Annotated in this window: 11 protein-coding genes, 2 pseudogenes and 1 other annotated feature; of the genes and pseudogenes, 10 read left to right on the forward strand and 3 right to left on the reverse strand. The window is 38.0% G+C overall.

Annotation, left to right across the window (positions count from 1 at the left end; all coding sequences use genetic code 11):
* The first annotated feature begins 303 nt into the window (after positions 1 to 303).
* Both MKY65_RS08560 and MKY65_RS08565 read left to right on the forward strand, forming a co-directional pair.
* Entirely contained in the window at positions 304 to 2,205 is a 1,902-nt protein-coding gene (locus MKY65_RS08560; RefSeq protein ID WP_339184015.1) for an endonuclease MutS2, read from the forward strand.
* A 310-nt stretch (positions 2,206 to 2,515) separates the two neighbouring features.
* Positions 2,516 to 2,779: a binding site (T-box leader), on the forward strand.
* 64 nt (positions 2,780 to 2,843) lie between these two features.
* A complete protein-coding gene (locus MKY65_RS08565; protein ID WP_339184016.1) occupies positions 2,844 to 4,529 on the forward strand; it encodes a 2-isopropylmalate synthase in 1,686 nt (561 codons plus the stop codon).
* Between the two features lie 110 nt (positions 4,530 to 4,639).
* Here MKY65_RS08565 and MKY65_RS08570 read toward each other — a convergent pair whose 3' ends face one another.
* Entirely contained in the window at positions 4,640 to 5,122 is a 483-nt protein-coding gene (locus MKY65_RS08570) for a hypothetical protein (protein WP_339184017.1), read from the reverse strand.
* Positions 5,123 to 5,449: 327 nt separating this feature from the next.
* On the opposite strand from MKY65_RS08570, the gene MKY65_RS08575 reads away from it, so the two are divergent.
* Positions 5,450 to 6,418: a 2-hydroxyacid dehydrogenase gene (locus MKY65_RS08575; RefSeq protein ID WP_339184018.1), complete on the forward strand. Its 969-nt coding sequence runs from the start codon at positions 5,450 to 5,452 to the stop codon at positions 6,416 to 6,418.
* 142 nt (positions 6,419 to 6,560) lie between these two features.
* Here the strand turns inward: MKY65_RS08575 and MKY65_RS08580 are convergent, their stop codons facing one another.
* A complete protein-coding gene (locus MKY65_RS08580; RefSeq protein ID WP_339184019.1) occupies positions 6,561 to 7,304 on the reverse strand; it encodes a GNAT family N-acetyltransferase in 744 nt (247 codons plus the stop codon).
* Positions 7,305 to 7,497: 193 nt separating this feature from the next.
* Between MKY65_RS08580 and MKY65_RS08585 the strand changes: the two genes are divergently transcribed.
* From MKY65_RS08585 to MKY65_RS08600, 4 genes and pseudogenes are all read left to right on the forward strand, one after another.
* A complete protein-coding gene (locus MKY65_RS08585) occupies positions 7,498 to 8,085 on the forward strand; it encodes a TetR/AcrR family transcriptional regulator (protein WP_339184020.1) in 588 nt (195 codons plus the stop codon).
* On the forward strand, positions 8,082 to 8,498 hold the full coding sequence (locus MKY65_RS08590) for a DUF5367 family protein (protein ID WP_339184021.1): 417 nt from the start codon (positions 8,082 to 8,084) through the stop codon (positions 8,496 to 8,498). The genes MKY65_RS08585 and MKY65_RS08590 overlap by 4 nt, the downstream gene beginning before the upstream one ends.
* A gap of 77 nt (positions 8,499 to 8,575) precedes the next feature.
* A pseudogene (locus MKY65_RS08595) lies at positions 8,576 to 9,127 on the forward strand (bifunctional transcriptional activator/DNA repair enzyme AdaA); the annotation flags it as partial.
* Between the two features lie 51 nt (positions 9,128 to 9,178).
* Positions 9,179 to 9,661: pseudogene (locus MKY65_RS08600) on the forward strand (methylated-DNA--[protein]-cysteine S-methyltransferase); the annotation flags it as partial.
* A 112-nt stretch (positions 9,662 to 9,773) separates the two neighbouring features.
* Here the strand turns inward: MKY65_RS08600 and MKY65_RS08605 are convergent.
* Positions 9,774 to 10,877: a 5-methyltetrahydropteroyltriglutamate--homocysteine S-methyltransferase gene (locus MKY65_RS08605; protein WP_339184023.1), complete on the reverse strand. Its 1,104-nt coding sequence runs from the start codon at positions 10,875 to 10,877 to the stop codon at positions 9,774 to 9,776.
* A gap of 304 nt (positions 10,878 to 11,181) precedes the next feature.
* Between MKY65_RS08605 and MKY65_RS08610 the strand changes: the two genes are divergently transcribed.
* The 3 genes from MKY65_RS08610 to MKY65_RS08620 are packed head-to-tail and all read left to right on the forward strand — an operon-like array spanning position 11,182 to position 12,749.
* Positions 11,182 to 11,991, forward strand: coding sequence for a DUF817 domain-containing protein (locus MKY65_RS08610; RefSeq protein ID WP_339184025.1), 810 nt, complete (start codon positions 11,182 to 11,184; stop codon positions 11,989 to 11,991).
* A 42-nt stretch (positions 11,992 to 12,033) separates the two neighbouring features.
* Positions 12,034 to 12,516, forward strand: coding sequence for a DUF2975 domain-containing protein (locus tag MKY65_RS08615; protein ID WP_339185168.1), 483 nt, complete (start codon positions 12,034 to 12,036; stop codon positions 12,514 to 12,516).
* A gap of 11 nt (positions 12,517 to 12,527) precedes the next feature.
* Entirely contained in the window at positions 12,528 to 12,749 is a 222-nt protein-coding gene (locus MKY65_RS08620) for a helix-turn-helix transcriptional regulator (RefSeq protein ID WP_042533305.1), read from the forward strand.
* Positions 12,750 to 12,896 lie beyond the last annotated feature (147 nt).

Genomic DNA, 12,896 nt, shown 5'->3' on the forward strand with positions numbered 1-12,896 from the left:
TTTGTAATGTATTTATTTCAACCTATGAAGATACCTGCTGAACTTATAAGCACCTCATCATAATCGTCTTGTCTCGTTGTGTTATCTGTTGTTATTCTGAAACAGATGTATATGACAGATGGGTTATTATGTCAAAAAGCTGCGGTATTCCTGCGGCTTTTTTTATTGGCAAAATTCATTCTCAAAATGGATGAGAAGATACGTATTGAAATCTAATGGGCAGGTATCTTCATTCATACGCTCCCTTGTAAACAAGAGAGGAATTTGATTACTTCAACGTATATCGTAAAGGAGAACAAAAAAATGAATGAGATAACCTTTGAGAAACTGCAATATAATGAATTAAAACAAATTATCAGATCTTATTGTATCAGCGGGCTGGGAAAGCAGTTGATGGATAATTTAAAGCCCAGCTCAAATATCAATGTGGTGAAAAGCAGATTGAATGAAACGACGGAAGCGGTGGCCGTTTTGAATACGAATAGCCGTGTTCCTTTCCTGGGCGTTTCCAACATTGAAAATATCATGCAAAATCTAGAAAAGGGAATCATCTTACAGCCGGATGATCTAGTGAATGTATCGGATTTCCTGCGGGGCTGCCGGAAAATCAAAAAATATATGCTCGATAAAGCATTTTTTGCACCTGTTTTAGCCTCTTATGCAAATTCAATGGCTGTATTTCAAAGTATAGAAGAGGAGCTTGACTTTTCGATAAAAGGAAATCGAATCGATTCCGCAGCAAGCAAAGAATTGAAACGAATTCGAAATCATATTCAAACTGTTGAGGCGAAGATGGAGGAACGTTTAAACCGATTTTTGAAAAGCAGTGCGTATAAAAAATATATCCAGGAAGCGTTTATCAGTAAAAAAGATGATCGATATACAATCCCAATCAAAGCTGCTTATAAGCATCATGTTGATGGCATAATTGTAGACACCTCTTCCAAAGGCTCTACGGTTTTTATTGAACCTGCTGCAGTCAGTAAATTAAATAATGAACTCGCCGTCCTAAAAGCAGAGGAGCAGATGGAAGAATATCAAATTCTGGCAACTTTATCGGGGATGATTTTAGAAAATATCAGCGAGTTAAAAATAAATATGGAATTGATTGGCCAATATGATATGGTGTTTGCTAAAGCAAAATTTAGTAAGCAGACGAATGGCCTGGAGCCGAAGTTGAATGATCACGGGTATATGAAACTGATCAATTGTAAACATCCGCTGTTAACAGGGGAAGCAGTGCCTTTGAATTTTGAGATAGGTGACGATTTCAGGAGCCTGATTATCACCGGGCCAAACGCCGGCGGAAAAACCGTTGTGTTAAAGACGATTGGACTTCTGACATTATCTGTGATGTCAGGGTTTCATATAACGGCCAATAAGGAAACGGAAATCAGCTTATTTGAAACTATTTTTGTGGATATTGGCGATAATCAAAGTATGGAAAATGCGCTAAGTACTTTTTCTTCTCATATGCAAAATATAGCTGAGATTATGCAGCAGGCGAATCATCGTTCCTTAGTGCTCTTTGATGAGATTGGCAGCGGAACAGAGCCGAATGAAGGAGCCGCTCTTGCTATCTCTATTTTAGAAGAATTTTATCAAATGGGAAGTATTACTATTGCTACAACCCATTATGGTGAAATCAAGCGTTTTTCAGAAATGCATCCGGACTTCATGAATGCCGCCATGCAATTTAATAGTGAGACATTGGAGCCGCTGTATAAATTGATTATGGGGAAATCAGGAGAAAGTAATGCCCTGTGGATCTCCAGAAAAATGAATATGAAAGAACAAGTTCTTCAAAAAGCGAAGGATTATATGAATAATAAAGAATATCATTTCGAGCTTGTTAATCATAATAAAATTAGAAAGCCTAAGACAGTTAAACAGAAATCAGCTGTATTTACGGAGTATGAAAAAGGAGATCGGGTTAAGCTGTTGGAATATGATGATTTTGGAATTATCTATGAAGGAGCTGATTCACAATATAATGTGGTCGTTTTCTATAAAAATGAGCTGATTACGGTGAATGTAAAACGAATCTCCTTAGAGATTAAAGGGAAGAATTTATATCCGGCAGGCTATGATATGGAAACTTTATTCGAGGATTATCATTCCCTGAAAATGCAGCATGATTTTGAGCGGGGATCTAAAAAAGCATTGCGGAAGGTGGAGAAAGAGATTAGAAACAGGAAAAAGTAAGCTGACTATTTGTCTGTGCTGGCTATAAAAAAGGTTAGGCATCTTCTGTTATTAGAACTGCCCGTAAACCTCCTCCTCCCAACAGAGAGTAAAAACGAATTTATTTAGGCGGGAGTTTTACGGGCGTTAACTCCCTGAATGAAATTTTGTTCTATGAAATCGGAAGGGTATTTAAAAGACATGGAACACCTGATACAAATAGTACCAAGCTGATGATTTCAATATGAATTTACAAGCAACAAAAAATATTTTTAAAATTCCCCCTTCCCATTCTTTGATAAATCTGATAAGATAGTGAAAATATCAAAATTGGAATGCAAGGATAAGGAATAGTACTTGACTGACTTGTTTACAGAAAGTTGCTGGCTGATGAGAAGCAACGACAGGGAAGCAGGGAACTCGCCTTAGAGCAGCCTTAGTGAAATCAAGTTAAGAAAGTAATTAAGGACGGAACCCCGCCGTTACACGGGAAGGATATAAGACAGTTTTGTCTGTATCTGGATAAGTGCATGGTAATTTGGTTTATCATGAAACCGGGGTGGTACCGCGTAAGAATAAGTCTTTCGTCTCCTGGCAAAATAATTTGCTGGAGAGGAGAGGCTTTTTTTATTTCAATTTAATTTGAGGAGGAATGTATCATGTTTAATCATCAAAAATACGGAAAACAATATTTTATGCCACCGACAGTATCTTATGACTGGGTGAAGAAAGAAACCTTGGAGAAAGCTCCAACATGGTGCAGCGTGGACTTGCGGGATGGAAACCAAGCGTTGCCTATTCCAATGAATCTGGAAGAAAAGCTGGAATTGTTCCAGTTATTAGTAGATATCGGCTTTAAAGAAATCGAAGTTGGTTTTCCGGCTGCCTCTGATACAGAGTTTAATCTTTTACGGAAATTAATTGATAATAATATGATTCCAGATGATGTAACAATTATGGTGATTACGCAGGCAAGAGAGCATATTATACGCAGAACCTTTGAAGCAATTCAAGGAGCACCAAGAGCCATCGTACATTTATATAATTCCACTTCGGAAGCTCAGCGCAGGCAGGTATTTAAGAAATCTAAAGAAGAAATTAAACAAATTGCTCTAGATGGAGCTGTTTTAGTGAAAGAGCTTGCGGAAGAAGCAGGAGGAGATATTTATTTCCAATATAGTCCGGAGAGCTTTCCAGGAACAGAGGTAGATTATGCTTTAGATATTTGTAATAGTGTGTTAGATATTTGGAAGCCGACACCTGATCATAAAGCAATCATCAATATCCCGACCACTGTTCAAATTGCGATGCCGCATATTTTTGCTAATCAAATTGAATATATTCACAAAAATCTGGCTTATCGGGATGGAGTCACTTTATCGATTCATCCGCATAACGACCGTGGAAGCGGCGTGAGTGATGCTGAATTTGGCGTTTTAGCTGGTGCAGAACGAGTAGAAGGTACGTTATTTGGCATCGGTGAGCGTACAGGGAATGTCGATTTGATTACCTTAGCAATGAATATGTATTCCCAAGGGTTTGACCCGGAACTGGATTTCAGTCAGATGAATGCCATCCGTGAAAAGTATGAGAAGCTGACTCGAACAGAAGTGCATGAAAGACATCCGTATTCCGGCGATCTTGTCTTTACAGCCTTTTCTGGTTCACATCAGGATGCAATTTCCAAAGGGATGAAATACCGTCAGGAAACAAATACGGAAAAGTGGGATGTTCCTTATATTCCAGTAGATCCAGTAGATATCGGCAGAAATTATCAGGCAGATGTTATTCGGGTCAACAGTCAGTCCGGAAAAGGCGGAATCGGTTATATTCTGGAAACGAACTTTGGCGTAAAACTTCCGTATAAAATGAACGAAGCAATGGGATATGCAACGAAAAAAGTATCTGATCAAACAAGCAGAGAGCTTTCTGCAGAAGAAATTTATCAGGTCTTTAGAGAAAATTATGTGGAATATCATCCAAACTTTGAATTAGTAGATTACTATTTCAATAAAGGAACAGGGCAGGAAGTTACGTTAACTATCCAAAAAGAAAATGAGCAAATCGAGCTGCAAGGAAAAGGAGCCGGAAGTCTGGATGCGATCAGCAATGCGTTGAAAGCGCACTTTGATATCGATTATGCTTTAGAAGTTTATGAGCAGCAATCTTTAGGCAAGGACTCCTCTGCAGAGGCTTGTGCACAGATTGGTATTTCCCATCAGGGTGAGATTTATTGGGGAGCAGGCATTCATGAGGATATCACCGCGGCATCTATTTATGCTTTAGTGGTAGCTGTGAATCGGCTGGAGGATGCCTTGATAAGTCAAAAAGAAACGGTAAAGTAATGTGTTTTAGGAATCTCAAGTAAAACGAAGCGTATCAAGAGACTTCAAAAAAACATCAATGAATGGAAGAGCTTCGCTTAGACATATGTTTAAGCGAAGCTCTTCTTCTTTTAGTTTAAATAGAGTTTCTGATCTTTGTAGTCTTGATAGGCATAATCAATCGTATACTCAAAATCATGATAATTTTCCCAAGTACCGATGAAACCAAATGGTACTTCTTTTAAATCATCTACTACCCATAATCCATAATCAGTCAGATAGTATCTTTCATAATAAGCATTTACAAACGGAAAAATTTCTTTAGAGACATCTTCATCTGTGAATTTTCCATCATAATGTTTAATAAAAAACTCTATCCCGGACATTGTTTCGTTTCGTACAGCCTGGAGATCTTCATTTGCTATTTCTTTTAACAATTCCCCTTTAAACTGATGTTGAATAATCCAGGTCAGAAAGAAGCCGATATGGTTTCCGGCATAGTATTCAATTGCATTCCTATCTGTTTCTGTCAGTTCTTCCTCGTCTTTTTGAAATTTTTGCATATAAGGTTCGTAAGCAGACTCGTGATAATAATCAATTCGATCAAAATACATGATTTTATCCCCTTTAAATGTATGTTGTTGCACTTCCAGCTTCTGTCTGATAAGTGTATCATCATACAATAGCTATTTGCAGTTACCGGCAGAATAGAGGGATGAAGACGGGCTGGTTTTTACTGTATTCAAGTGAAAGGGACAGAAGTTAAGACATAACTGGATTAAAAGGGGCGAAATGTCCAAATGAATTAGATATGACCGAAAAGAATGATGGTCAATTCTTGAGTTAACATAATGTTTATCATTATAATGAAACAATAGATAGTTTAAAATGTAGACTAAAAAACTAAATCAGCAGCTAAGAAGGATAGCAGAAAGGATTGAATGACAGATATGTTAGTCAAATTATTAGAACCACTAAACGTTCCAGATTCATTTATTGAAAAATTAGCAGAACCACTCCAAAAGAAAGGGCATGAATTTGTTTACTATAATGAAAAAACAACCGATACGAAAGAACTGGCCAAACGGAGTGGGGATGCAGATGTAGTCATGATTGCAAATAATCCGTATCCGACTGAAGTAATTAATCAAAATGACAATTTAAAATTAATCAATGTTGCTTTTACAGGAGTGGATCATGTAGGGATTGCAGATGCAAAAAATCAAGATATTCTCGTATGTAATGCAGCAGGATATGCCAATCAGGCAGTTGCTGAATTAGCCATTGGCCTGGTGATGGATTTGTATCGCCGCATAACGCAGGGGAATAGTGATATCCGTGCGGCTGATTATTCTGGAGCTTTTCAGGGAAAGGAAATCAAAGGAAAAACAGTCGGTATTATCGGTACAGGAAAAATTGGTATCGAAACTGCCCGTTTATTCAAAGCATTTGGTGCTAAATTAGTTGCCTCCAACCAGGCGAGCATCAATCCAGAAGCAGTAGAACTGGGCGTGGAGTATATGGATTTAGATGAGGTATTGGCTCAATCAGATATTGTAACCTTACATGTGCCGCTGATGCCGAACACGAAGGGGCTGATTTCTAAAGAAAAACTAAGCTTGATGAAAGAAACAGCTGTTTTAATTAATTGTGCACGGGGGCCGATTGTGGATAATGACGCGTTGGCAGATGCGTTGAACAGCGGCAAAATCGCAGGAGCTGGTATTGATGTGTTTGATATGGAACCGCCAATTCCAGGAAATTATAAATTATTGCATGCGAAAAATGCCATTTTAACTCCTCATGTCGGCTTTTTAACAGATGAAGCCATGGAAGCACGAGCTAAAATTGCTTTTGATAATACGATGGCGTTTTTAGAAGGAGAGCCTCAAAACGTTATGAAGCGGTAAAATGGCAGCTACACTGCGATAAAAAATAATTTATCCATTTAGAAAGAAAGGCAGGGATGATTGTATTTATGAAAATAGATGCAATCATCCCTTTTTTATGCTTATTGACGTGTTGCTACAGTGCCGGCAGAAGAACCGGCGTTTACTTATTTTCTTTTACTCTGTACCAATACCTGTAAATTTCAGAAAAACCAATTTTGGAATAGAGTCGCAATGCAGGTTCGTTATTCAGCAGCACAGCCAGGTAACTGTATTTAGCTCCTTTATCTTTTCCCCATTTTAATAAATGCAATATCAGCTGTTCGGCGAATCCTTGATTCCTATATTGACTAGCGGTGACAATATCGTAAAGCCCTATGTATTCCCTCTCGATAACACCTAGACCGCAGGCAATCACTTCTTCATTATAATAGAGGGATATAAAGCACTTTCGCGTTATGATATTGGATAGCATCTGCAGCATGGTATCCTTATTTTTTTCTTCTACATTATTAAGTTGGCAAAAACGATCCAGCCACTCTCTGTTTATCTTTTCATCTATGCTTACCGAATGAAGTGTCGGCTCGCTGATAGTATCTAAAGCTATAGTTTGGACACTGGTATAGTCCATTAATGAATAAGCCTGCTCCTTTAATATATCATCCAAGTTTTCTGGCTGAATAAAAGGCGTAATTTTAAATATGGTACGTAAATTTTTTTCTGAATAGATTTTCTCGCATGCATCTATTTTTTGTTCCAATTCGTAAGTGGAATAGAAGATAGGCTGAATGGAATTTGCCCGTTTGGTATAACCATTTGCAAATCGCAGCACCCAGCCGTCATAAAGTAATGTAGATAAAGGCTGCCAATTGTTTAAAGATAATTCTTCCATCGTCTTATCATGCATAATATCCCTCCGATAGCTTTTGAATTATTATACATTTATTTGTATAAACATTCAATGCGAAAAGGTATTCTTTTTTCGGTATAGTAACAGGCTTTTATGTCGTGTAATAACATCTAGAAGAATCATTGTAAAAAGTATTTGGTTATGATATTTTAAAGTTAGTCAGTTGAATAACTAAAAGGACGGTGTGCGAATGGCAAAACCTAATGGAGTCAGCAAGCAGGAGTTAATTCAATATGCCGAGGAATGTCTGGTTGAGAAGGGGACGGAGAAGTTTACTTTGAGAGCGGTAGCAGATACAGCCGGGGTAACTCAAGGGACGATTTATTACCATTTTCGGACCAAGGAACAGCTGCTCTTGAGCATTGTCGAGGACATATGTGAAAAAAGCTGGGATGAAATTTCTAAAAGTAATACCTATGTGCTAAAGCAGGCGATTGCTTCGGCTAAAAGCCGCTGTTCCTATAATTCCTTTTTTCATCAGCTGTTTATTTTAATGACAGCAGCCAGTTTTAAAAATGATACGATCAGAAATCAGCTGTCAGAGATTATGCAGGCAGAAAATCAAGCTTTATCCGAGAATCTATTAAAAATTTGGCCGGCATCTCCGGTGCAGGGTGTTTCCATGGAAGCATGGGGAATTATGTTTAATGCCATGGTGGATGGCTTGGCGATGCAGGCTTTATTGCAAAAAGATTTTCCAGTTGAAAAAGTATATCAGGAATTTGAACAGATTATAGAGGCTCTTACAAATTTAAGCGAGAAGGAGGCAGCAGAATGAAAACCTATTTGTTCACAGCAGCATGGGGGGCCATCGTTTGGGGCGCAGCTACCTTATTTTTCCGGATTTTTGGAGAAGCTGTTCTTTTTCCGCCTGGTACAGATGCATTTATGTATAGTTCCGGAGCACTTCTCGTTGGAACAGCCATTCTATTAACGCTGGTCATCTATCTTTATACTCTATTTGATAAAAAAGATTATGCCGCGATACGATTTGGAATTGTAGGCACCATGATTGGTTTAGTATTGGATAGCTTCGTTTTTTCAAATTATCAAATGATTTTTCCTGACTTAAACGAGCCACAGATCATTGCTTTTTCATCCTGGATGTCTTTTGCTTATGCCTTGTATTTAGTAATTCCCTTTTTATTTCAGCAGAAAGTCAGGCAAAAACAAGTGGTAAGAGGAAAGTAGAAGCTTTCATATCTTGCTTTTTAATTGGATTATTCTTTATTTCTTATCTTTCAGGTGTACAATGAAAGAAGAGGTGGTTGCCGTTGGATACAAAAATAACTGCAGAGCAGCGAAAGGCAATTATAAAAAATGATAAAGCGTATGACGGGCAATTCTTTTATGCGGTGAAAACAACAAAAATCTTTTGCCGCCCTTCTTGTAAATCCAGAATTCCCAACTTTGATAATGTTACCATTTTCAAAAGGGCAGAAGATGCTTTACAGGCTGGATACAGGCCATGTAAGAGGTGTAAATCTGGAGGAAGCAGTCTGCCGGATGAAGAATGGGTGATACAGGCGGAAAATTATATCCGGGAAAATTATGCAAAGCCCCTTACTTTAAGTGAACTGGGTGAAGCGGTTCATGGCAGCCCTTATCACCTGCATCGCGTGTTTAAAAAGATAAAAGGAATAACTCCTTTGGCTTATTTGCAGCAGATTCGGATGGAGAAAGCAAAGGAGTGCTTAATAGAAACGGATTTATCTGTGAAGGAGATAGCGCATCTTATCGGAATAACAAATCCAACTCGCTTTACGACACTTTTTAAAGAAAAGAATCAACAAACACCGCGTCAATTCAGAAAAGAGAACAGGGAGAAGGTGTCTGTAATGAAAGATAACCAAGAAGAAACACTTTATTATGGGAAATTAGAGCATAACGGCTGGTCGTTCTATCTTGCAGCAACTGATAATGGATTATGCTATGTCGGATCTCAAAAGAAAGAAATAGATGAGATAGAAAGCTGGGCTGAGAAAAAAAGAGCAGGTGCAGAGCTGGTACATGATGAACAGAAAATAAATGCTTATAAGGAGCAGCTGATTTCTTATTTGGACGGAGAAAGAAAAGAATTTAATGTACCCATTGATATAAAAGGGACTGCTTTTCAGGAAGCTGTCTGGGAAGCGCTGCAAAGCATCCCTTATGGGAAGACAGTTTCTTACATGGATATAGCGGAAAAAATAGAAAAGCCGCAAGCGGTAAGAGCTGTGGGTGCTGCAATCGGCGCCAATCCAGTAATGATTCTGGTCCCGTGTCATCGTGTGATTGCAAAGGATGGCAAGCTGACAGGATTTCGCGGAGGTATTCCGATGAAAGAACGTTTATTAGAGCTGGAGCGGAGATAAGCGCTTAGAGCATCTATTAGAATACGGAGAGAAGAAAAAGCATTAGAAGTCTGGCACAGCCAAGCTTTCTAATGCTTTTTCCATCTCACAACTGCTGGAGATTATCCTTCATTTAGAGAAAATCCTGACAGGAAACTAACAGGTCAATCTTTTTCCATTGTATTTCCTCATCAATCGAGTTTCCTTCTTCCACAGAAGCGAAGCCGCATTGTGGAGACAGTGCAATGTTATCGCCAACGACGGATTTGGCTTCCAGGTATCTTTTCTTGATATCATCATGTGCTTCCAATGCCGGATTTTTGGTAGAGATAAGACCGACGACAAATATAGCGCCGGTATTTTTAAGCACTTCCCAAGGCGCAAAGGAACCGGAACGGGCATCATCATATTCCACAAAGAAACCGTCATAAGGAATCGTGCTGATAACTTCTGCGACTGAATCATAAAATCCTGAAAAGAGCGGGTTTCCTTTAAAGTTACCTTTACAAAAATGCGTTGCAATTGTCATGTCTTCGGGTTTTTTCTCCAAGGCCTTGGCTGAAGCTCGTCTAAACCACTCTAAAACCTCTTCTTTTGTATAACCCAGAGCGGATACTTTTTCATTGAATGTGTCATCAATCATATAGGTCCATGACGTATCATCGATCTGTAAGTAACGGCATCCATGATCATATAAATCTTGAATGGCTTCCTGATAGGCTGTTCCAATATCCTCAATAACGAGGTCAATATCGGTGCCATAATATGGTGTATCCTTGATGCCGAGCTGAAGAAAATGATCAACCAGAATCATATTTGGTCCGGAGATAGATTTTTTTGCTTCTACGCCATCGTATTTTTTAGCGAGGCTATGTAAATAATCCCAGGCTTCTACTTCTGGATGATTCTTATTCTTGTCATAAGAAATTTTCCCTTCAATACATCCCAGCTCAATTTTGTTCGTGACCCCGTTGATTACTTTATCAAAATGCTTTGTAGTAAAACCGTCAAACTCTTTCAGCCAGTCAAGATGCCACCATCTGCGTCTGAACTCGCCGTCTGTAACAAACTTAAGACCATGCGCTACTTCCTTTTCCACCAAATCAGAAATGGCCTGATCTTCTACTTCTCTTAATGCGGTTAAATCGATTTCTCCATTGAAATATTTTGCACGGGCAATCTTAATTTCATCGGGTCTTAAAAAAGAACCTACAATATCGTATTTTATGTTTAACATCGCTGCAACTCCTCGTAAGTTATGTATTTACTTATGCTTAATAGATTAATTATATACAGAATAATAAAAGTCTGTAAAATACTTAAAACATATTGGTAGATATAGTTTTAACATATAGTGGGCATTCTGTTTAATTAAAATTTTTGTCGGGAAAATTCCATTTAATTTTGAATAGATGCAATAGCTTGTTATAACAGGGTGAATGAAGAGATTTATCCCTAAATGGAATATTTTTATTGATTTTCGATAAATAGTTATCTATAATCAATGTTAGTAATGAAATTTTAAATTGGAGATTAAAAAAATGAAAGCAATCAAACAGCTTATACGATTTGGTTATGAACAGGCACTATCCTGTATCTTTCCTGTCATTATTTTTGCGTCCTTAGCGATAACAAAGTTTATTGATTTACCTTTCCTGTCAAGATATGATTGGCTACTGATTATCTGTCTTGTCGCACAGGTTTTTATGATAGCCTCCGGATTGGAAACGAAAAAAGAGCTTGTCGTCATTACCTTATTTCATATCATCGGATTGACTTTAGAAATTTTTAAAGTGAATATGGACTCATGGGTCTATCCGGAAGAAGCGTTTACGAAGATCTTTGGAGTTCCGCTATACAGCGGGTTTATGTATGCAAGTGTCGCCAGCTATTTATGTCAGGCTTGGAGAAGATTAGATGTTCGGCTGGTAAAATGGCCATCCATCTTTTTAGCAGGACCGCTGGCAGCTGCGATTTATTTGAATTTCTTTACCCATCATTATTGGCTGGACATCAGATGGTGGCTGTCTGCATTAGTGCTTATCGTATTTTTAAGAGCATGGGTGGACTATAAGGTCGGCAATAAACGTTATCGTATGCCCATCGTCCTTTCCTTTTTCCTGATAGGCTTCTTTATTTGGATAGCCGAGAATATAGCAACCTTCTTCCAGGCGTGGGAATATCCAAATCAGGCAGAAGCATGGAGTATGGTACATTTAGGAAAAGTAAGCTCCTGGCTGTTATTAGTCATTGTCAGCTTCTTGATTGTAGCCATGTTAAAGCAATCGCAAGCGAAGATAGAAGGATTATTGGAAGGGAGCAATCAAGGAATTGCCAGAAGTAAAAGTTAATTAAGAGAAGTATTTTATATATATATAAACGAGGTGATTATGATGCAGAAAAGCTCAACGACATTTTTGAAAACAGTTATTTATTTAATGGGATTAATAATGATTGCCCTATCAGTTATTTTAATTCCGCAAATTATCATCCATATTTCGGATAGTTCTGCGATGGTTAAATGGATCATATATCCAATTGTAATTGGTGTTTTTTTTACAACGATTCCATTTTATCTGGCACTTTACCAAGCCTTAAAACTACTGAGGCTGATTGACCAAAATCAGACCTTTTCAGAAGAGGCTGTTTTTACTCTGAAAAGGATTAAACAATGTGCTTTAACAATTACTGGGATTTATATTCTGACGATGCCGTTTATTTATTTGTTTGCCGAGAAGGATGATGCTCCAGGTGTAATTATAATTGGCATGGTGCCATTGTTTGTTTCATTTGTTGTTGCTGTATTTGCTTCCCTTTTACAGAAGCTGTTTAAAAATGCGTTAGAAATTAAAACAGAAAATGATTTGACCGTGTGAGGGGTGATGATATGGCAATAGTGATTCATATTGATGTGATGCTGGCAAAACGCAAAATGAGTGTGACGGAATTAACAGAGAAGGTTGGTATTACCATGGCGAATCTGTCTATCCTGAAAAATGGAAAAGCAAAAGCGATTCGGTTCTCTACATTGGAAAAGATTTGTGAGGCTTTGGAATGTCAGCCAGGGGATATTTTAGAGTATGTGCCGGATGAGGAAGAAGGAGTTTGAGAGGTTTTTTCTAAAGTTATACTAAAAATGAATCATTGGATTCCCTTGATGAAGTTTATAAAAAAGTATAGGAATTGTCTAAAAGGATAATTTTTAGTGCAGCTCTATAATAAGAAACTAACAGCCATAAACTCAGGATTATTGAGG

The sequence above is a fragment of the Oceanobacillus sp. FSL W7-1293 genome (assembly GCF_037969815.1).
GTDB lineage: Bacteria > Bacillota > Bacilli > Bacillales > Amphibacillaceae > Oceanobacillus > Oceanobacillus oncorhynchi.